The sequence below is a fragment of the Pseudomonas sp. LG1D9 genome (assembly GCF_002949995.1).
Taxonomy (GTDB): Bacteria; Pseudomonadota; Gammaproteobacteria; order Pseudomonadales; family Pseudomonadaceae; genus Aquipseudomonas; species Aquipseudomonas proteolytica.
In genome coordinates, this window is sequence record NZ_CP026881.1 from 3,019,497 (window position 1) to 3,038,916 (window position 19,420).

A 19,420-nucleotide genomic window follows, 5' to 3' on the forward strand; every position below is an offset into this window, starting at 1 on the left:
CCTTATTGATTGCAGCCGGCGCCGTAGCTGAGCGTGGAATTGTTGTGTGTGTCCTTGGCCAGGCTTTGGGGCATTAGCTGGCACGGCAGTGCGGTTTTGTGAAATGGCGGCTCGATACGCACGTCGCCGGTGTCCAGCCAGACTTTCTGCCCTGCCAATTCCACCTGGATCAGCTCCAGCGCCTGGTTGAGCTGCAACACCGGAAGAGGTTGCTTGGGTGCGTCTTTGCGCGCGATTTCCCGCTGCACTTTGCCTTGCTCGTCCACCACCTCCACCGGGTCGGCCAGGAACTCCTTGATGAGATGGGTTTCGGCCAGCACGCCCTGGCTGTAAAGCGCGGCGAGTAACACGATGAGGATCTTGTTCATCCTTGGTTTCCTTGAGTGAGACGACATGGCGGCACCCTTCAGCGGCCACGGTCGAAGAAGGCTTCGATCCGCTCGCTGAACAGCGCCAATGACAACAAAACAATCCCCAGTACGTTGACCAGGGTGATGTGGTTCAGATAGAGCACCCCGCACACCACCAGCAGCATCAGCATCACCAAACCCCACGACGGATAGGGCGAGGTGAAGAAGCGGATCTCCTGCCTGCGCCAGCGAGTCCAGGTATGCAGGCCGGCCAGACGCCGGGCATGCAGGGCCTTGAGCACGATAATCAGCGCCAGCAGCCCAAGCTCCAGCACGTCCACCCAGTGCAGGTTCCAACCGGGGAAATTGGCCGGCTCGCGCTCGTAATCCATGCCCTTGTTGATCAGGTTGTCCAAGGCCATGGCATGCAGGTAAACCCCAGGAATCAGGCCATGCACGGGTGACTGCACCACGTCGCCGGTGGAGGTGATGCTGGCCCCGACCATCACCAGCCGATCGCGCAGCAACCCGGCCACCAGCGCCTGATCTTCCGGCGAGCTGACCTCCAGGTCGCTGGCCGACAAGGTCAGGCTATAAGGGCAGCGGGCCTGGGCTGAGTCGTCCAGTTTCCAGAACACCGCCTGGAGCAACTGCGCCACCCAATCCAGTACGAAGTTGCGCGGCGCTGCGCAGTGGCGAATATCGGCGATCTGTGCCTGCTCGGGTGCCAGCTTCAAGCCCCACTGCACGGCGATTGGCTGCAAGCGTGAGGCCGCCTCGGCATCTTCGGGCAGACCCGTGCAGGGAGCGTCCTTGCAGAATTGGCGGTACATCGCCAAGGCCGGGGTTTCCATCACCCCCAGCGCGGTCGGCATTGCCAGCGGGTACTTGTCGTCCACACCGTCCCACACCACCAGCCCCGGCTGGCTGAATGCGGCAAATTGTTCGAGGGTATTGGCTTGGCCCTTTTCGCCACGCGTCACCCCGGTATTGGCCAGCAGCAAGGGAATGCCCCGGCGCTGATAGCGCTCGAACACATTCGCCAACAACTGACTGCCCCGCGTCGGGTCACCGAGGGAGTGATCGTGGCTGTACAGCAAATCCACAAACACCGCCTTGGGTTTGTAGGCCAGCAAGCGTTTGAACAACTTGCTCTGCTCGTTGTACGGCATCGGCCACGAGGTGTTGTTACGCATCAAGTAGGCGTCATCGACCAACACCACGGTGATGTGTTGCTGGCCGGTGCTGGGGTACTTGCTGGAAGACATCCGGTTGAGCCACTGGGCGGATGCCTTGTCACTGGAACTGGCCAGGCCGAAGGGGTCGAGCACCGCCAGCAACACGATAAAAATCGCGAGCAAATAGCGGCGGGGATTGAAAAGCGGGGGGTTCTTCGACATCCATGTCTCGATATAAAGCGGCGGGTGCTGTCAGGGGCAGGGTTTCCCGCGTGAATGCAGCGAATGCATGGGTTTTAAAGGACGGGGAGGGGGGTGTCAATTAGAAATATGGCTAAGTGCCATCTGGTGTGTCCGGCGGCGGTCCAGGCAGCGTGATGTGATGCCTGGACGCAGAGCTCTTGTTAGCCGGTCAGAAGTTCCAGCGGGTGGACAGCATCACATTGCGTGGGTCGCCGTAGTACGCCGAGTTGTAGAAACCAATGTTGGTGTAGTACGTCTTGTCGAAGATGTTGTTGACGTTCAGTGAGGCCGACACCGTGTCGGTGATCTGGTAGCGCGCCATTACGTCCACCAGCCAGAGCGGTTCCTGAGAGAACTTCTCGGTGGTGCCTTTGCCGTAGTTACTGAGCATCTTCCAGCCAGTACCTTGCCAGCGTACGCCGCTGCCCAGGGTGAGCTTGTCCAGTGGGCCCTTGAGCTTATAGCTGGTGTAGAGATTGACCTGGTCTTCCGGCTCCCAGGTAGAAACCTTTTCCCCCGCCTGATCGCGCATGATCTTGTGGGTATAGCCGGCCTGCAATTGCCAGCCAGGGCTCAGTTCACCGGACACTTCCGCTTCCCAGCCCTTGGTCTTGGCCTTGATCCCTTTGGAGGCGTAGTCGAGCCCAGGGTAGCTGCCGCCGATGTAGTCATCGTCATCCACCGCACGGTTTTCTTCATGCACCTGGAAGTACGCAAGGCTTGCGTTCAAGCGGCCATTGAAGAACTCGCCCTTGAGACCGACCTCGTAGTTCTTGCCTTCATCGGGTTCGATGGGCTTGTTGGTCCTGTCGCGGTAGTCGTCTTGTGGCAGGTAGATTTCGGTATAGCTGGCGTAGGCCGAGAGATAGTCGTTGAGGTCATAGACCGCGCCGACATAGGGCACCACCTTGCCGGTGTCCTTCACCTGGCTGGTGCCGCTGACCTCATAGTTGTTGACCCGGGTACCGAGCATCAGCGTCAGGTCATCCATCAGGCTAAAGCGCCCGGTGATGTAGCTGGCGCTCTGGCGGGTCAGTTCATCGTTACGCTTGGTTTGCGGGCCCCAGTCCGGTCGGGGGGCATCGCCGTCCCAGTTGAAGTAGTCGTGGCTATTGTTGAAGTTGGTGGCGTTGGTGTAATCCCGGCCCAGCCAGCGGGAACGGGACACCGAGGTGCCGAGCACCAGCTCATGCTCACGTCCAAACAGGCTGAAGGGCCCTGTGGCGTAAAGATCGCCGGTGTCGCTGGTGGTTTCACCGGTGTATTTGCGGGTCAGCATCATCGCCTTGCCCGTATTGACATCGGGTGACAGCAAGGCCGCCAGCGGTGCGTCGTAGCCGTTGATCTGGTGATTGTATTGCGCCTTGGCCACCCAGCCGTTTTCAAAGCTGTGCTCCAGGGTGGCGAACACAGTGCGCGTGTACTGTTCCCACTTACTGAACTTGGCACCGTTGTTGAACGAGCGCGAGGTGTTGATACGGTTGCCCGCCGAGTCATACAGCGAGGCAGATCCGGACCAGCTAGAACCTTGCGGGTCGCTGTCTTGATAGTCACCACCAACCGTCAGCAAGGTGTCCGGCGACAGATCAAACTCAAGAATCCCGTAATACACGTTGGTCTTGCGCTGGTAGTGATCCAGGAACGTATGTTTGTCCTGATAGGCGGCAACCGCTCGGCCACGGACATTGCCGGTCTCGGTCAGCGGGCCGCTGATATCGATTTCCGAGCGATAGTTGTCCCACGAGCCTGCACCCAGATCGATATAGCCTTTGAACGCCGAGGTCGGCTTTTTGCGCACCATATTGATCGTGCCCCCCGACCCGCCCGCACCGGTGAGCAGGCCGGTGGCGCCCTTGAGGATCTCCACGCGGTCGTACATCACCGTATCGGTCAGCGTATGGCCGGACGAATACTGGGCATCCTGCAGGATCGGAATGCCGTCGTACTGGAAGTTCTGGATGGCAAACCCACGCGAGAAATAAGCGGTGCGCTCGCTGTCGTAGGTGGCGACGGTGATGCCTGGTGTATAGCGCATCACGTCGTCGATGGATTTGAGGCTGAAATCATCCATGGCCTGGCGGGTGACCACAGAAATCGACTGCGGCGTTTGGCGAGGCGTCAGGACCAAGCGAGTCGCCGTCGCGATGGTGCCAGGGGTATATGACCCGGAGCCTTCAGTCACCGTCCCCAACTGGTTGGCGGTGACTTGGGTCGCACCCAGTTCCAGCGCGGCCTGCGCCGTGGCGGTGACCAGAACATATCCGCCGTTGCTCTGGCGTTGGGCCTGCAAGCCGCTGTTGGCGAGCAGCCGGGCCAGGCCTTCCTCGACGCTGTACGCGCCTTGCAACCCGCCGGTGGTGAGGTGGCGAGCCTGCTCGGTATCGAACGAAATAGTCACCCCAGCTTGCACACCAAATTGGCTGAGGGCCTTGCCCAGCGGGCCGGCGGCGATCGCGTAAGGCGCCGTGCTTTGGGCCATTGCCTGCGTCGGCAGGAGCGCCATTGCCGGCAGGCTTGCGAGGGTCAAGCCAAACAGCGCCAGGCGAACCGCACGTGTCAATGAAGTCCTGGCGTAGAGAGGAAGCGGGGGCATCGGATGATCCTTCCGTTGAGCTGGCAGAGAGCCGCTGTTATCGCGGCTTGTGTCATTGACGGATGAGAATCGGAATCAGCAAGGTAGCAGCCAAACAAATTTGCGCGGGCAATCAGGCCGGTTCGATACTGGCCCAATATCGCGTCAGATAACGCACCTTCACCGGTAGGGTTTTACTCAGGTTTTCCAGGACCGTATCCGTGTCGTCGATACGGAACGCACCTGAGATGCTCAGGTTTTGCACGCCAGCAGCGCAGCGCAGCACGCCAGGGCGATAGCGGCTCAACTCCTCGATAAAGTCACCCAGGCGCCAGTCGTCCACGCTCAACATACCTTGCACCCAGGCGGTCGAACCGGTTGGCAGCGGGTGAGGAGGGGAGACCGCATGGCGATCAAAAGTGACTTGTTGCCCGGCTTCGAGGCGCAATGGCTGGTGGTCATGGTTACCTGGCGTGACCTCGACCGCGTCCTGCAGAACGCCCACCTGCGTTTGCCCTGCCAGCGGGCGAACGCTGAAGCGGGTGCCGAGGGCACGCACGCTGCCATCAGTGGTGTACACAATAAATGGGCGGTGGGCGGGATCCTTGGCGGTCTGGATAAGAATCTCGCCACGGTACAGCTCGATCCGCCGCTGCCTGGCGTCGAAGTGGATATCCAGTGCCGTGTCGGCGTTCATTTCCAATTGCGACCCATCGTCCAGGCGGACCGAGCGCCGTTCGCCCAGGCGGGTGCGTTGCTGGGCGAGCATCGAGCGATATGGCACCTGCTCCACCGCCAGCCAGCTACAGCCGCCAACGGCCACCAGCATGCCGAGTATTTTCAGCACGTCACGGCGCTGTGCCTGGGCGGCGCCAAGGCTCGACAGGGCCGCTTGTCGAGGCATCTTTGCCCATTGTTGCTGCAACATTTCGACCCGGGCCCACGCCGCCGCGTGCTGTGGATTGGCATCTACCCATGCTTGCCAGGCCTGGGTCTGCGCTTCGCTGCCGCTGCCGTCGTTGAGCTGTACATACCAGGTTGCGGCGGCTTCCAGTGTCTTGAGGTCGACTGTGGCAGGCATCAAGGTTCGACCAGCAACAGGCAGCGCGTCATGGCCCGGATCAGATGGTTTTTGACCGTCGTCACCGACACGCCGAAGCGTTCAGCCGCGGCAACGTAACTCAGGCCTTCAAGCTGCACGGCGAGGAAAATCTCCCGGGTCCGGGTACCCAGTTCATCGAGCAGGCTATCAATGGCTACCAGCATTTCGATGATGGACAAACGAATCTCCGGCGAAACATCCACCGGCTCCGGCCTCTGGGCCAGGGCGTAAAGGTAGGCCCTTTCGATGGTGCGTCGGCGCGACTTGTCGATTAGCAGCGAACGGGCAATGGCACTCAGATAACCGCGGGGCTCGCGGATGGGCGTGTCATTGCGTGCGGTCATGACCCGTAGGAACGTGTCTTGAGCCAGGTCAGAAGCATCGGCAGCATTGCCCAGGCGGACGCGCAACCAGCCCTTCAACCAACTGTTGTGTTCGCTGTACAGCTGATGAAGAGCTGAATGATCAAGCGCCGACATGAGGGTTTCACCAAGCGTAAATGGTAATCTCTCTCATTATTGTGAGGGTGGAGTTTTTATGCAAGCGGGTGTTGTGGCGCTGTCAGCTTTACCTATCGGGGAGCTGTGCAATATTTTGTTATAACTTTTCAAGGCCGCTATTCGTTCCCTATTCAGAAAAATACAAAAAGGGAACGCAATGGACGTGCTCAACATTCTGTCCAGGTTGTTTGCCAATGCCGGCGCGGTTGGGTTGGAGGGCACCTTCCAGTTCCTTTTTGGCCCAGGCCAGGCATTTTGGGCGCAGGTTGAGACCCAGAGCGTGACCCAGGCCGGGGTGCATCCAGCGCCGGATGTGACCATTGAAGTGGCGCAACAAGACTTTCTCGGCATCATGGCCGGCGCCACCGACGTCGAAGAACTGTTCGCCAGTGGCCGTTTGAAAATCAGCGGCAACATGGGCCTGGCCACGCTGCTGCCACAGATCATCGACAGCGCGCGCCAGGGCGTCAGCGCCGAAAAAGTCGACATGAACAAGCGCTACCCGACGCCCCCGCGCTTCAGCGAGCGGGTTTCGGCCAGCCTGCCGACCCAGCACAGCGTCGAGCGGCGGCCGCGTGCGGGGTTGTCGGTGGACGAATTTCGCGGCGGCTACGTGCCGGAGGGCATCCCACTGGTCATCAGCGAGGCCCTGCAAGACTGGCGCTTGTTCAATATGAGCCGTGAAGAATCACTGGTGCACTTCGCCCAACTGCAAGGCATCACCCGGCATGGCGACTACGTGCAGAAAACCTTCTCTACCGAGCGCGATTTTCGCTCCACGCCCATGGCCGATTTCATCGACTCCCTCGACCGCCCTGCAGTGCGCGGCGCCAACGGCGAGCCGCCGGCCTATATGGGCAACAACATCCTGCCGGCGCAATTGATGGAACAGATCAGCTACCCCCTCTATTTTGATCGCGCGCAGTACATCGCTCCCCGCATCTGGATCGGCCCCAAAGGCACCCTGACACCGCTGCATCGCGACGACACCGATAACCTGTTTGCCCAGGTCTGGGGCGAAAAATCCTTCATCCTGGCTGCTCCCCATCATCGTCAGGCCCTGGGCACCTGGTCCACCGCCCCGAAAGGCGGCCTGGATGGCTGCGACTTCAACCCGGACGCGCCTGACTACCAACGCTTCCCCGCCGCGCGCGACGTAACCTTCCTACGCGTGGTGCTGCAAGCCGGGGATATGTTGTTCTTGCCCGAAGGCTGGTTCCACCAGGTGGAGTCACTGGCCACATCCCTATCGGTGAATTTCTGGGTCAACTCGGGGCGTGGGTGGTGAAGGGCGGCGCCATTTCACCAACCCCACCGCCAGGGCCGACAGAATCAGCGCAATCGAGATGCCCTCGCTGATATCGACCCTGTGCCCCAGCAACAGCATGGAACCGGTAACGCCAAACACCGGGATCAGCAACGACAGCGGCGCCACCTTTGAAACCGGGTACTCGCGCAGCAACAGGTTCCAGCCCCAGTAACAAAAGTGCGTGGCCGCGTACACCTGGAACAGCAGCGAGAACACCGTCGGCCATTGCACATGGGTGACCAGCGCGGTGAACGGCGCCGCCCCATGGGCCAGCCACGTCAGCAGCAGCAAGGGCAGCGGCGGGAACAGACTGGCCCACACCACAAAGGCAAACATCTCTCGCACCTTCGATTGCTTGATGATGACGTTGCCCACACTCCAACTGAACGCACTCACCAGCAACAAGCCATAACCCAGCGTCGTCGCCTCGCCTGGACTGCTGGCGATAATGCCGATCAGTCCTACGGCCGCCAGCCCCACCCCCAGGATCTGGCCTACGCTCAGTTGCTCACGAAACAACAACACGCCCCAACCCAAGGTAAAAAATGCACTGAACTGGATCAGCAAAGCTGCAGTGCCTGGCGGTACGCCCAGTTCAATCCCCAGGTTGATCAAGGCCCACATCGCCACCCCGAAAATCAAGCCATAGGCCACCAGCCACTTCATCGCCACGGCCGGACGCCGCACAAAAAACACCCACGGCAACGCCGCGAGCGTAAAGCGCAGGGCGGTCAGCAACAGCGGATCGATCCCCACCAAACCCAGTTTGGTGATCGGAAAATTCAGCCCCCACACAGCCGTCACCAACACGGCCAGGGCCAGATGCTTGTTTTGCATGATGTTCTGATTCCACAACGCAGCGCCGGCACCCGTGTGCGCCAGCCAGGGCGCAACTATGGGCAATAGGCGCGATGGCTCGCTTGCACTATCAGGTCATAAATCATTAAATTCGGGCCATGCGCGAAACTGATATCGACCCCTACGAAAATACCCCCCGCGACGCCGTGGTCACCGCCAACGACTACCACGATGGCCGGCACTTTGCGTTACACACCCATCAACGCGGGCAATTTGCCTACGCCGCCTGCGGCGTGATTACCGTGTTCACCCAACAGGGCAACTGGGTGGTACCGCCCCACCGCGCCATCTGGGTCCCGGCGGGCGTGCCCCACGAAATGAGCATGAGCGGCCCGGTGACCATGCTCAACACCTACATCCGCGACCGAGCCGCAACCCGTCTCAACCTGCCCGCGCAGTGCCAGGTATTCGGCGTATCCACGCTGCTGCGCGAACTGCTGATCCGCGCCATCGACGTACCGGCGCTGTACGAAAAGGAACACCTGCACGGCCGCCTGATGACCCTGCTGCTCGACGAAATCGCCGACATGCGCCCCCTGTCACTCAACGCCCCCCTCCCCAACGACCCCCGTCTGGCCCACATCTGCCGCAAGCTGCTGGAACAGCCATCACTGGAAACCAGCATCGACGACATGACCCAACACCTCGGCATGAGCCGCCGCACCTTCACCCGGCTGTTCCGCCAGCAGACCGGAATCAGCTTTGTGGAATGGCGCCAGCAAGCCTGCCTGTTGGCGGCCGTGGTCAGGTTGGGGAATGGCGAATCGGTGACGCGGGTGGCGATTGATTTGGGGTATAGCAGCTCGAGTGCGTTTACGAGTGTGTTCAGGCGGGTGTTGGGGGAGGTGCCTAGTCGGTATTTTTTGAATAGGTTGGGTTGAGGTGGGGCGGGTTGAGTTTGGGTGCTGGTCAGCAGGCCGCCCGGCCGGACGTTAGGTATTGAAGCCAGAAGAGGTGGAGACAGGTCGGCTGTTTGACTAGGCTCGATGCGCAGCACGAAAGCCCGGCGCGCTGCGCAGCAAGGGAAACGTACTACTCCAAACTGCGTGGAGCTGAATTTGGGCTGAGGCTGGTAACCAGCGGCCAAACGGTCTTGCCTTCGGGCATGATAGGTTCATAGCGAAATCTGTAGGAACTCATCCCCTTCAACACCATCTGATCGACGGAATTATTGCCCGAACTTTCGAGAAGCTCGATTTCAGGTACTAAGGACCCCTTGGTGTACTTCATCGCGAACCAAACTGGCTTGAGAGCAGGGCCCCGCCTTACTTCCAAGGGCAGACTGTTTTCTACCTGGAGTATCTTCATTTGACTGTAGGCAGTCACTCCCTTGAGCCAGCGTGCGTTGAAGTCTTCTATCTGCTCGGGGGTTAATGTCACACCTTTGGCGCGTAGCCGGTGAACACCTTCGCTGCTGCTTCGCAGATATAGCGCCATCGCCCCGTTAAGATCCTGGGGCCCTCCAATCCCTTCCTCCATGAATTTGGCCAACTTCGTTTTGCTACCAGAAACAGAAATAGACCGCTGGTAAAGGGCTCTTGCCTTCACATAGTCGGATGTCTCACCAATACCCTCCTCCGCCATGCGGCCAAGGTTGTGATAACCCGCTTCGTCCACATTCGCTATTGATTGAAAGAGCGCCCTGGCTTTCGGTATATCTTGCGGCACACCCGTGCCGCTCTCGTACATAAGGGCAAGTACGTTTTTGCAATAGAGGTCTCCGTCATCGCTTTGCGCGCGGATGTACTCGACATGCTCACTGGGGATGGGGGGGTGATCCAATGATTTCGAGCAACGTATGCTTGCGTAGGGGTCGCCCGGTGATCCTGGCCCGGTGTTTGTGCATCCGGCGACCAAAGCAGTAAATGTCAGTAAAAGAGCAGCTTTACGCATGGCTTGCTTCCGTTCAACGCGCTAATGAGGTCAGATTATTGCGGCGATATTGGCATGGTGCCCTACTATTCGGTCAAGCACGCAAACCTCCAGCCGGAGACGTTAGGGATTGAAGCCCGAAGGGAGTGAAAAGGGGATGGATTTATTTTCACCAGCGCCTGCCCTGAAATTTGCTCGAGAGCTGACAGCAGCATCTCAACCGTCGAAATGAAGTGGTGGCGCGCGGCCTAGTAATTCCGGTGTGGACACTTTGTGGACGTTTTGGAAAAGGAGACCGATTTATTCTCACCCTTAATCTGCAGGCATCCCGCACGTCAGGTGCACGACGAAGCTAAGTAATGGCGAGGAGAGGACGGCTAAGAGGATGCCCACGGAGCGTGGAGAGGACGGGTATGCTCAAACCCCAGAAACAACAAAGCCCCTGCATTTCTGCAGGGGCTTTGTTTTGTATGGTGCCGGCACCAGACGAACGGTATGTTCTGGGGAGGCCAGGTTTTCCGGGCATCTGGATTTCGGTGGAAAAATCGGCGTACCTCAACTAGTAACTATAAATAAATCAGCTAGTTATGGCCTTCGGTGGAATCGAACTCGGGATTTCTGGGTGCTACCATAAGTTCAGCTAAATGGTCTCAAGATGCGTTGTTTTCGGAAGATATCCAGGAAACTATTTTTATAGCGTGGCCCATAGGATTGACTTTACTGGATAAAACTTAAAAGACATGCCGTTATAGTGGTGGTTTATCAAATGGGTTCGCACCGTGATGCGAACCTATTGCTAGTATAAAATTTCCTAGTTATTACCCTGCACGGCTAAATCCGTACACATTTTTTACTCGCTGTGCAAAATAACCTCCGACGGAGGAAGCAGAGATTAACTCTTGATATACATCTTCAGGTACATCGTAGTATTCATATATGGATCCGTTTAAGAACTCGATTTCGAGAGTCTGCGAAGCACCATCATGCCCAACAGATGCAATATTTGAAGAGCTAACAGATACACGTTCCATGATTTCTCCTATTGTGTAATGTCTTGGTTTCGCCAGGCGCTAACGAGCCTTGAGTAATCTTCATTGCTTCTTGTGGAATTCCACTTTTCACCAATTTTTGGATCTGAGCTATTAGGGTATTTATCATCTGGCAAAACATTGAATCTACACCGCGTTGGGAGTTGTGCTGCTTCGCCAACTATAATTGCCTCCCCAGTTCTCAGGACGGGAAGTGAGTCAACAATCCCGGCTAAACCATCAGACATTGCCGCTTTAACTATTCCGCGATCCGTAGAATTGTTTATGCGCAGTGAAATGATTGTTCCACATTGAGATAGAATGGTTTCATCTATCTCCGAGGGGCGCTGACTAACGATCATGGCTCCGACGCCAAATTTTCGGCCTTCTTTAGCAATTCGTTGCACCATCTCTTTTGCGTGGCCGCCCTCTGACTTGCCAAGATAACGGTGGGCTTCTTCGAGAACTATAAGAAGCGGCCGCTCGCGCATCCCTTCCGTAATATTTCTTCCCCAAATTGCGGACTCAAAAATAATATCTAGGACTGCCCCTAAAAGAAGCGTCAGCCGTGCTGAGGGCATACCAGACAAATCAAATATGGTTATGGGTTTATCATGCCCTAGCCAATCTTCCAAAAGCCCATCTAAATCTTTATTAATCGCCCCGGCACTGTCTGGATTCCAATCGCCAGGCTCTAACAAGAATGAATATTGTGTGTCTAGCAGCCGTGACTTCATCAAGTCAAGCTGCCTCTTCATTGCGCCGCCGCCACCCTTTTTTGGCAGTGACTGGCCAGCCCCGGGAGGGAGAAATTTAGGAGCGATCAGGGAGGCGAAGTCCCCTTCGCCGTTTACAGCATATGCAGGGGTGGTCATCGCAGTGTCACTATAGTTAATAGTATCCTCGTGACAAAGGTCATACCAAATTTTCTTTAATCTATAAGGCAGCGGGGTATTGCTTGTTATCTTATCGGCATCTATATTTTGTATGTTGTTTTCGACGATGCCAAGTCTCTTCTCGTCAACTGTTTTATCCATGAAAAGTGATCGTTGAGAGTCGTTAGGATTGTTGCAAAGAAAGTCTATTAGCTTGTCTGGTGAAATGCACCAAAATGGTATGTATAACTGATTTTCGCCCGAGGGCATAATTGAAAAGGTCTTGGCTACATCATTAAGTGCTGGGCCATATTCGCCATGAATATCTATCAGTAAAACTCTTGCAGACGGTAAAGAGCTACCATCCTGTTTTATCACCATCGAACGAAGGATGCTGGCAGTACTTGTCGACTTTCCAGAACCTGTAGATCCTAAGACTGCAGAATGACGAGCGACTAGTTTGTCCAGGTCCAAACTTATTTCAATTCCCTCTGAGCTGGATAGCCTCCCGACTTGAAAGTGACTATTTAAATGTTTTCGGAATATCAATTTTAGATCGCTCTCCACGACAAAGTGAACGTGGTCGCCAATGCTTGGGTATTCGCTTATCCCGCGATCAAAATTTCCTCCAATGGATTCTCCTACTAACTCTACTTTAATCCATTTTCTATCTGAAGATATTTTTGAATCAGCGTCGACTGTTGAGGATTCGCTAGATTCAGAAATTACTCCGTATAGATGGTTGTATCCCAGGGGTATTTTTACGAAACTTCCGACTTGTCCGATTCGGTAATTGCGCCCTTCCAGCACGACAATTCCAGACTCCACAGAAGCAGCCAGGTCAACGGCCAATGACGAGCTCGAAACAGCGCTTACGACCCCCAAAAAGGTTGGTTGGATAGCAGTCATATGGTTTCCTCTAGCACTTCCAGAGGTGCTGGAGGGGCCGCATCTTGAGAGATATCGCTACCAGCTGTTGCCAAAAAACGAGCTAACCGAAGGAAGTCTCCGAGTAAGAATTTATTGTCCTTGTAGTATTCTGCTCTAATTTCGTGCCAGTTTTTGGTTGGAGGGGTGCCGATTTTCCACTTCGCTTCCACTCCATTGATAACCGCCCCATCACTACAAAAAACACTTATTCCTGGACACTTTAGGGCCAGTTCCTTTGCGGCTTTTTCATCTGCTAGGCTGTTAAATTGAAAAGCGAAGAGCGCGGCAGTGGGGTTAGCCAAAAGGCACTCAAGCAGTCGAGAGGAAATATGAGCATCTGCAAAAGAAAATCCAGCACTTAAAATTAATGTGTCAGGTTCAAGGATAAAATTTTTAAGGCGTTCAAAAAGAGAGGAAAACGGAGCAGCTTGTGTCTGATCGTATTTTATATGCGAAGGATACACCATGTTGGCATTTTTTGAGTTTGGTACGCGAACAACCTCGCCATTAGCATTTGATTCCCAACCAATTGAGCCATGAAGTTTCCAGAGCCTTACCCAACGTGCTGGAAGATCATTTTTTGAAATGCTTGAAGGATCGAAAAACGCGCTCTTGGATCCACTGAACCCGTCAAAATAGGGTGTTTTTGCTCGCTCTAAGGCATGTTCAATCAAAAGGTCATAATTTGTAGTGAAGATTTCAACTGCATACTTTCTATTAATGCCATTAATCCATGATACCAGTTCGGAATAGGGGTTTGCTCCCATTGGTAGATCCTGTGCCACTACCTCCCGAATCGAATTGCATATTGCTTCAGATAACGCAGAAAAATCTTTTTCCGAAAAGTCAAATAGCCTTCCCTCACCAATGACCTCTGCAAGCATTCTGACGCGTGATAGAACTTTTTCAAGATTTGAATCAGGAAACGAGGATTTTATTTGATTGTAGACTCCGCGTTGACTTTCAGAAAGCTCAGCTAACACTATTTTTTCGAGGCCGGCAATATTTGGTATCAGCGGTTTCCAGGCTCCTGCCTCACCTATGTTTATGCTGACAGGTGCCCCTGCACCGATGAGTAGACCTATTTTCTTTCGTCCATTTGTAGCAAGTTGGCGAAATCCAAACATGTGCTGATCTGGGTTGTGCGAGGTATTTTCCATATTCTCACCTGATATTTTTAATTGGCGATCCCCGCGTGATAGTGGAGATTTATTCCCTACGCCTACTATGGGGCTTTTAGGTCGGCAAATTTCGCAGCCATTGTTGGGTTGCCGCGGTTAAGTTTTTTTATCGTAACGTCCTGCGCTTTGTCGTTCGCCAAACGAAGGTTCCGGTCTGTCCCTAAAAGCGCTTCCTTTGTTTTTTGGAGATGATCGATTGATTTGTCGATTTCGCTAATAGCCGTCTGGAATCTTTTTGCGGCTAAATCGTAGTTCTTTGCAAACGCTGATTTAAATGTTTCGAGTTCGGATTCGAAATTCGTGATATCTATATTTTGTTCTTTCATTAGCGCAAGTTCAGATTTGAACTGTAAAGAGTTCAGTGCTGCATTTCGTAGTAGCGTTATAATCGGGATAAAAAACTGAGGTCTGACGATGTACATTTTGGGGAATCTATGAAAAACGTCGACGATCCCTATGTTATATAGTTCGCTTTCAGGTTCTAAGAGGGAGACTAGCACGGCGTACTCGCACCCTTTTTCAATACGATCTTTATCTAGTTCCTTTAGAAAGTCTTCATTCTTTTTTTTAGTTGCAGTTTGATCATCCTCGTTCTTCATTTCAAACATTATGGAAACTATATCTGTTCCAGCTTCATCCCAGTCGCGAAATACATAATCTCCTTTGCTGCCTGTTCGTGCGTCGTTATCCTTTTCGAAGTATGCTCTTGGAAAGGCTGTAGATCGGATACGATTAAACTCCGTTTCACAGTGCTGCTCGAGGGTTTCACCAACCATCTTTGTTGATAGGCGAGCCTTCATATCTCGCAGGCGCTCGATAGCGTCATCACGATCTTTGATTTGCGTTTCGTATTTATCTTTCAGGGACTTTTCTGCAAGCTTTTTTTCTAGTTCGGCTTTCTCTAGGCCACTTTGCAGTTTGTCCCGTTCTTTTTCAATAGAACTGATGGCCTCGGTAATTGCAAATTTTTTTCCGACCTCAATGGATTCGATTCTAGATTTTAATTCTTGAATTTCAAAATCTTTAGCTGCGGTGGTTTTTTGCAATTCATTTAGAAGCTTTGCTTCTGCTAATTGGGAGGAAGATTCTTGCTCTCGATGTATTTTCTTAAGTTCGTATGTAAGCGTATCCCGCTCTTTCTCAACACTACCTAGCGCCTCACTGATCGCGAGTTTTCGCGCCACTTGTTCATTGCCAATACAGGATCGCAGTTCTTGAATCTCTGCGTCCTTGCTAGCTGTCGCCTTATGCAGTTCGCTAGCTGCCTTCGCAGTCGCTAGCTCAACGGCGTTCCGCTTTTCTAGTTCGGCTAGGTCAAGTCGCTCATGTAGTTGTTTCTCGAAGTCGGTATCTCGAACTTGCTTCAGAATATCTGCGTATCCAGCTTCATCGATTTTGAACGCCTTTGCGCAATGCGGACAGATAATTTCATGCATTTTTCGCCTCCGTGCAGATTCCTGAGTTTTCCTGACGCTAAGGACCGGCTTCCAGTTTCTGGCCTACGTGGTTAGCTTGCTTGCGTTTCGGGGTATCTGTCCCCTGAGCTCATCACCTCGCTCGACTCTAGCACATGGCAGCGTGCCATCAAGGTGAGATATACGATGCCCTTTGTAGTCAAGGACTGTCCGGAACAGCTCTCGTTGTTAGTTTTATAGCGACCGCCCGGCGCTCGAACACCCATGATTTTCCTAATCTATCAGTGAGTAATTGCGCGGTCAGCGAATAGTAATAACGCGTCGACTCACTGCGCCGGTTCAAGCAGCGATTGAGAAACCACGCGAGATGTTTTCTCTGCCAAGTCCATGGGGTATCTCGTTGCCAACGGTCTTGGATTGCCGACTGGATCGCCTTCGCCTGTTGCAGATGGCGTTGGCGCGTAGCAGGTGATCCCGTCAAAACGCCCGCCAGGAATAGCTCCATATCGAAGGGTTTTGTCATGATCTTCCCCCGATGTACGCCGCCACTACGTCGATACGGCCATGCCCCAGCTCGTAGCTAATTTGCCCTCGGGCTTCTTGATCGAGTCGTCGGTGTTGCTGAATGCAGTCGCCAGCGTTTACCGGCGCACGGTGATGAGTAATCTGCTCATATCGTTCGCACGCATAAACCGCCCGCAATTCATGAAAGCCTTTGAGTTGGTGCGTATGCAGGATGTCCCGAGCAGGTCGTACCATTCCCTTTATAAATTCGAGGTAGCTTTCGCCCGGTGCAAGCAGGTTGCGGCTGCCGATTGGAGAGGACTGCTCGGCAAATCTCAGGGCATCGCGAACATGATCATCCACTGCAATCCAACGAGGTGCCGACGCACCTGAACGGCCACCTTTGGTGCCGTCCTGGATGTTGATCTTCCCTTGCTGCTCGCACTCACGGATAAGCCGCGGCAAGTCTGCCAATATGGCCTCGCGCAAGCGCCTGCCGGTCGCGCGCGCCAGCTGGACGATGGCAGCACTGCGTTGCAGCTCATGTGCGCAAAGTGCTTCAACGATCTGATTGACCTGTGCGTGGTCTTGGCCCTGAGGTACCGAATGACGAACTCCGGTGCGCTGCATGCCCAATGCTTTGCTCGGGCTCGGCAATTTCACATACTGATCACCGCGAAGCGCGGCCATGGCTCGATTGACGCTGGACAGGCGGTTTTGGGCGGTACTGATTGCGAGGTCGCCGTGTTCAACCAAGCCGCGAAGATACCCTGCATATTCCAACAGAATCTGCCGATCAATTTGCCGCGCATCGTTGAACCCAGGACCATTCTTCGACCGACACCAGCGCACAAACGCCTGCCAGCGGTCACTATGCGCCTTGACCGTGCCGTAATGCCCGCCGCCAAACATATCGCGTATTGCCTGTGGCCCGGCATAGCTCAGTTGCCGGCCCCAGCCAAAATTGCGCCCATCCCGTCTCCCCACAAGTGCCATGATCAAACTCCTCTCCAAGCTAAACCTTGAAAATGTTCCCCACGTCATCCCGCCAAGAATGTTGAGTGTTATCAGGGATCAAGGCCCCTGCGGCCTGTGGGGGTGTCCACTAACGCGGGACTGACGGCTCCTTACGACCGGGAGCATGGGCATCTCATGATCTGGCCTCCTGAACACCGAAACCGGTGGGCGGGTGGAGGCTGCGTTGGCTGACGAAACCAGTGCCGCGAGATCCTGAGTCGGGTGAAGGCAGCGATGCGATGACAGGGGCATGCCTGACTGTCAGCCAGGTGCAGTCCAATCCATGGTCTGCGGCACCATCATCTACATCGCTGTTGTTGGTGACTTCGGTGTTTGTCACGCCGATTGTCATGAGGTGGATTGCGGCAAAGCCACGTTCTATATGGGCTGCAGCAGTGGTATGAGCGCCCGTCTCTTTCCGGAGAAAGAGACGGGCGAAAGGGTTGGCGCAGGGAATGGGCCAAGCGGATGGATTGCTGAAGGGCAGCAGGAAAGAGATTTGCCGCAGTGGGCAATGAAACGAATAAGCATCCATCACTCAGTGAGTGACCGTGCGAGCCTCCGGACGCGAATCGCACTTGGGACGAACCACCACGTTAATGGCGTGACCTTGAAGGTTCTGGTCACCTGGGCTGCTGTCAACGACAGCGCTGTGAAATTCCTTTCTACCGCTGTGGATAATTTTGGTCAAGACCCCAATTTCAGGGATATTGCCTCCTGTGGATTAAATTATCCACCGGTGGAAATCAGTGGTTTTCCACAGACTGGTTGGCGTGATTCTGAGATTTTCAATATGAGGTCCATTCAGACAGGGCGGCTTCGCAGCCCTGTCTGAATGGACCCGCGTGGAAGAGCAGATACCGCCGACTCTAAGCCTCAACGCTTATCGAATGTGCCATGGATGCTCTTCAATAAGGAGACGTTTTCGCCTACAGGATGAGCAAACTCATGCGGCGTCACATGGCCAGCTCGGTTTGCATCGATGTAGTTGCTCCACCATGCCATGATCAGCCGGCGTTGCTCTAGAAACTCTGCCTTATGAATGTATGCCGCTCGTACGCGGTTGCGTTCCTTGTGGCTCATCTGCCTTTCAATGGCTGCGTCCGTCCAAAGCCCGGATTCCAGCAGCGCGCTGCACGCCATGGTGCGGAAGCCGTGGCCGCAGACTTCCTTGGTCGTGTCATAGCCCATGTTACGCAACACTTGATTCACTGTGTTCTCGGAGATCGGCTTCCAATACTTATGGTCTCCGGGAAGCACCAGTTCGGAGAACCGATTTATGCTCCGCAGCCGTTCCAGAATCTCAATGACCTGTGGCGATAAGGGGACGATCTGAATATCTCCGTTCATCTTGGTACCGCGCGTGGAGTTGGGTACCCCATCGATCGCTTTACGCGTATCGGGTATCTCCCACATGGCTCGCTGCAGGTCGAACTCGCTCCACCGAGCAAAACGCAACTCACTGGAGCGAACGAATACGTGCAGGGTGAGCAGCACCGCGAGCCGGGTTAGTTCTCGGCCTTCGTATTTGTCGATGCGCTCAAGCAGGTCGGGTAAGCGGTTGAGTGACAGGGCAGGGCGATGCACCGTTCGCGGTGCGTGGATCGAGCCGGCCAGGTCGAGGGCTGGGTTCTGGGTGATCTGCCGGGCCCTTTTGGCGCCGCGCATGATGGTGGACAGATAGTTCTGCACCCTGAGCGCCACATCCATCGTGCCCCGTTCCTTGATCCGTTGGGTGATCTCCAGAAGGTCATGGGTGTCCAGTTCAGCGATGGGCCTTTGACCAATCAACGGAAAGACATGAGTGCGCAGTCGACTCATCACTGTTTTGGCGTGACCCTCGGTCCAGCGGCGCGACATTTCTGTATGCCAGTCCAGCGCGACCGTTTCAAAAAGCAGTGCTGCGCGTTGGGCGGCGACCTTGGCCTTCTTCTTCTCTTCCATGGGGTCGAGGTTATCGAGCAGCAGCGCTTTGGCTTCGTCGCGTTTACGTCGGGCGACGGCCAACGTAACGATAGGATAGTTGCCGATGATCAGCGTGCCTTCCTTGCCGCTGGGCTTGAAGTATCGCAAGCGCCAGGTCTTGACGCCGTTGGGTTTAACGAAGAGGTACATGCCGCCGCCGTCGAACAGTTTGTAGGCGCGTTCGCGGGTTTTGGCCGTGCGGCATTGCAGGTCGCTGAGAGGGATCGCTAGACGTGGCATAGGGGTACGCGCTCCTGACCGGGAAATCGCAGTACCCCTAACATACCCTCGGGGAAGGGGGATTTTGTTGGATCCCGACAGAGGGTCCTGGAACGAAAAAACCCGCCAAAGGGCGGGTTTTCGGGGCTTCCAGAGCATTCGATGGAATGCAATGGAGCCTAATGTGGTGCCGGCACCAGGAGTCGAACCCGGGACCTACTGATTACAAGTCAGTTGCTCTACCAACTGAGCTATACCGGCGTGTTAGGGCGACGATTATAGCGATTGAAAAGGTTCTGTAA

16 protein-coding genes and 1 tRNA gene are annotated in these 19,420 nt (G+C 55.0%); 3 read left to right on the forward strand and 14 right to left on the reverse strand.

Annotated elements, in window-relative coordinates; all coding sequences use genetic code 11:
- Positions 1-2: 2 nt before the first annotated feature.
- From C5F71_RS14315 to C5F71_RS14335, 5 genes are all read right to left on the reverse strand, one after another.
- Positions 3-368, reverse strand: a complete 366-nt coding sequence (locus C5F71_RS14315) for a hypothetical protein (protein ID WP_029299836.1) — start codon at positions 366-368, stop codon at positions 3-5.
- A gap of 38 nt (positions 369-406) precedes the next feature.
- Positions 407-1,750, reverse strand: a complete 1,344-nt coding sequence (locus tag C5F71_RS14320) for a CHASE2 domain-containing protein (RefSeq protein WP_104911370.1) — start codon at positions 1,748-1,750, stop codon at positions 407-409.
- 190 nt (positions 1,751-1,940) lie between these two features.
- Positions 1,941-4,364, reverse strand: a complete 2,424-nt coding sequence (locus C5F71_RS14325) for a TonB-dependent siderophore receptor (protein ID WP_029299838.1) — start codon at positions 4,362-4,364, stop codon at positions 1,941-1,943.
- Between the two features lie 112 nt (positions 4,365-4,476).
- Complete coding sequence (locus tag C5F71_RS14330) at positions 4,477-5,424, reverse strand: FecR domain-containing protein (protein WP_104911371.1); 948 nt, start codon at positions 5,422-5,424, stop codon at positions 4,477-4,479.
- Positions 5,424-5,924: a sigma-70 family RNA polymerase sigma factor gene (locus C5F71_RS14335; protein WP_070995032.1), complete on the reverse strand. Its 501-nt coding sequence runs from the start codon at positions 5,922-5,924 to the stop codon at positions 5,424-5,426. The genes C5F71_RS14330 and C5F71_RS14335 overlap by 1 nt, the downstream gene beginning before the upstream one ends.
- Before the next feature lie 178 nt (positions 5,925-6,102).
- Between C5F71_RS14335 and C5F71_RS14340 the strand changes: the two genes are divergently transcribed.
- A complete protein-coding gene (locus C5F71_RS14340; RefSeq protein ID WP_104911372.1) occupies positions 6,103-7,233 on the forward strand; it encodes a cupin-like domain-containing protein in 1,131 nt (376 codons plus the stop codon).
- Here C5F71_RS14340 and C5F71_RS14345 read toward each other — a convergent pair.
- Positions 7,192-8,091 (reverse strand): EamA family transporter, encoded by a 900-nt coding sequence (locus C5F71_RS14345; protein WP_070995034.1) that lies wholly within the window; start codon positions 8,089-8,091, stop codon positions 7,192-7,194. The two genes, C5F71_RS14340 and C5F71_RS14345, sit on opposite strands and share 42 nt — an antisense overlap.
- A 119-nt stretch (positions 8,092-8,210) precedes the next feature.
- On the opposite strand from C5F71_RS14345, the gene C5F71_RS14350 reads away from it, so the two are divergent.
- The gene (locus C5F71_RS14350) at positions 8,211-8,993 is read left to right on the forward strand and encodes a helix-turn-helix transcriptional regulator (RefSeq protein WP_104911373.1); all 783 of its coding nucleotides are present in this window, start codon (positions 8,211-8,213) and stop codon (positions 8,991-8,993) included.
- 151 nt (positions 8,994-9,144) lie between these two features.
- On the opposite strand, the gene C5F71_RS14355 is transcribed toward C5F71_RS14350, so the two are convergent.
- From C5F71_RS14355 to C5F71_RS14385, 6 genes are all read right to left on the reverse strand, one after another.
- On the reverse strand, positions 9,145-10,005 hold the full coding sequence (locus C5F71_RS14355) for a tetratricopeptide repeat protein (RefSeq protein WP_104911374.1): 861 nt from the start codon (positions 10,003-10,005) through the stop codon (positions 9,145-9,147).
- A 797-nt stretch (positions 10,006-10,802) separates the two neighbouring features.
- Positions 10,803-11,015, reverse strand: coding sequence for a KTSC domain-containing protein (locus C5F71_RS14360; protein ID WP_104911375.1), 213 nt, complete (start codon positions 11,013-11,015; stop codon positions 10,803-10,805).
- Between the two features lie 8 nt (positions 11,016-11,023).
- Complete coding sequence (locus C5F71_RS14365; protein ID WP_104911376.1) at positions 11,024-12,796, reverse strand: ATP-binding protein; 1,773 nt, start codon at positions 12,794-12,796, stop codon at positions 11,024-11,026.
- Positions 12,793-13,977, reverse strand: coding sequence for an SIR2 family protein (locus tag C5F71_RS14370; protein ID WP_104911377.1), 1,185 nt, complete (start codon positions 13,975-13,977; stop codon positions 12,793-12,795). The genes C5F71_RS14365 and C5F71_RS14370 overlap by 4 nt, the downstream gene beginning before the upstream one ends.
- Before the next feature lie 65 nt (positions 13,978-14,042).
- Positions 14,043-15,434 carry a DUF2130 domain-containing protein gene (locus tag C5F71_RS14375; protein WP_104911378.1) on the reverse strand — a complete coding sequence of 464 codons (1,392 nt, stop codon included), beginning with the start codon at positions 15,432-15,434 and terminating at the stop codon, positions 14,043-14,045.
- 498 nt (positions 15,435-15,932) lie between these two features.
- Positions 15,933-16,913 (reverse strand): integrase domain-containing protein, encoded by a 981-nt coding sequence (locus tag C5F71_RS14385; RefSeq protein WP_104911380.1) that lies wholly within the window; start codon positions 16,911-16,913, stop codon positions 15,933-15,935.
- Between the two features lie 271 nt (positions 16,914-17,184).
- Here C5F71_RS14385 and C5F71_RS28915 point away from each other — a divergent pair, with 271 nt between their 5' ends.
- Complete coding sequence (locus C5F71_RS28915; RefSeq protein ID WP_158682860.1) at positions 17,185-17,769, forward strand: hypothetical protein; 585 nt, start codon at positions 17,185-17,187, stop codon at positions 17,767-17,769.
- Between the two features lie 41 nt (positions 17,770-17,810).
- Here C5F71_RS28915 and C5F71_RS14395 read toward each other — a convergent pair whose 3' ends face one another.
- Positions 17,811-19,139 carry an integrase arm-type DNA-binding domain-containing protein gene (locus C5F71_RS14395; RefSeq protein WP_104911381.1) on the reverse strand — a complete coding sequence of 443 codons (1,329 nt, stop codon included), beginning with the start codon at positions 19,137-19,139 and terminating at the stop codon, positions 17,811-17,813.
- A 164-nt stretch (positions 19,140-19,303) separates the two neighbouring features.
- Positions 19,304-19,379, reverse strand: a tRNA-Thr gene (locus tag C5F71_RS14400).
- Positions 19,380-19,420 lie beyond the last annotated feature (41 nt).

What these genes read in the sequence shown, in the direction of transcription:
- C5F71_RS14315 (WP_029299836.1), bottom strand. Translation starts at nt 368, where the DNA reads ATGAACAAGATCCTCATCGTGTTACTCGCCGCGCTTTACAGCCAGGGC.
- C5F71_RS14320 (WP_104911370.1), bottom strand. Translation starts at nt 1,750, where the DNA reads ATGTCGAAGAACCCCCCGCTTTTCAATCCCCGCCGCTATTTGCTCGCG.
- C5F71_RS14325 (WP_029299838.1), bottom strand. Translation starts at nt 4,364, where the DNA reads ATGCCCCCGCTTCCTCTCTACGCCAGGACTTCATTGACACGTGCGGTT.
- C5F71_RS14330 (WP_104911371.1), bottom strand. Translation starts at nt 5,424, where the DNA reads ATGCCTGCCACAGTCGACCTCAAGACACTGGAAGCCGCCGCAACCTGG.
- C5F71_RS14335 (WP_070995032.1), bottom strand. Translation starts at nt 5,924, where the DNA reads ATGTCGGCGCTTGATCATTCAGCTCTTCATCAGCTGTACAGCGAACAC.
- C5F71_RS14340 (WP_104911372.1), top strand. Translation starts at nt 6,103, where the DNA reads ATGGACGTGCTCAACATTCTGTCCAGGTTGTTTGCCAATGCCGGCGCG.
- C5F71_RS14345 (WP_070995034.1), bottom strand. Translation starts at nt 8,091, where the DNA reads ATGCAAAACAAGCATCTGGCCCTGGCCGTGTTGGTGACGGCTGTGTGG.
- C5F71_RS14350 (WP_104911373.1), top strand. Translation starts at nt 8,211, where the DNA reads ATGCGCGAAACTGATATCGACCCCTACGAAAATACCCCCCGCGACGCC.
- C5F71_RS14355 (WP_104911374.1), bottom strand. Translation starts at nt 10,005, where the DNA reads ATGCGTAAAGCTGCTCTTTTACTGACATTTACTGCTTTGGTCGCCGGA.
- C5F71_RS14360 (WP_104911375.1), bottom strand. Translation starts at nt 11,015, where the DNA reads ATGGAACGTGTATCTGTTAGCTCTTCAAATATTGCATCTGTTGGGCAT.
- C5F71_RS14365 (WP_104911376.1), bottom strand. Translation starts at nt 12,796, where the DNA reads ATGACTGCTATCCAACCAACCTTTTTGGGGGTCGTAAGCGCTGTTTCG.
- C5F71_RS14370 (WP_104911377.1), bottom strand. Translation starts at nt 13,977, where the DNA reads ATGGAAAATACCTCGCACAACCCAGATCAGCACATGTTTGGATTTCGC.
- C5F71_RS14375 (WP_104911378.1), bottom strand. Translation starts at nt 15,434, where the DNA reads ATGCATGAAATTATCTGTCCGCATTGCGCAAAGGCGTTCAAAATCGAT.
- C5F71_RS14385 (WP_104911380.1), bottom strand. Translation starts at nt 16,913, where the DNA reads ATGGCACTTGTGGGGAGACGGGATGGGCGCAATTTTGGCTGGGGCCGG.
- C5F71_RS28915 (WP_158682860.1), top strand. Translation starts at nt 17,185, where the DNA reads ATGCCTGACTGTCAGCCAGGTGCAGTCCAATCCATGGTCTGCGGCACC.
- C5F71_RS14395 (WP_104911381.1), bottom strand. Translation starts at nt 19,139, where the DNA reads ATGCCACGTCTAGCGATCCCTCTCAGCGACCTGCAATGCCGCACGGCC.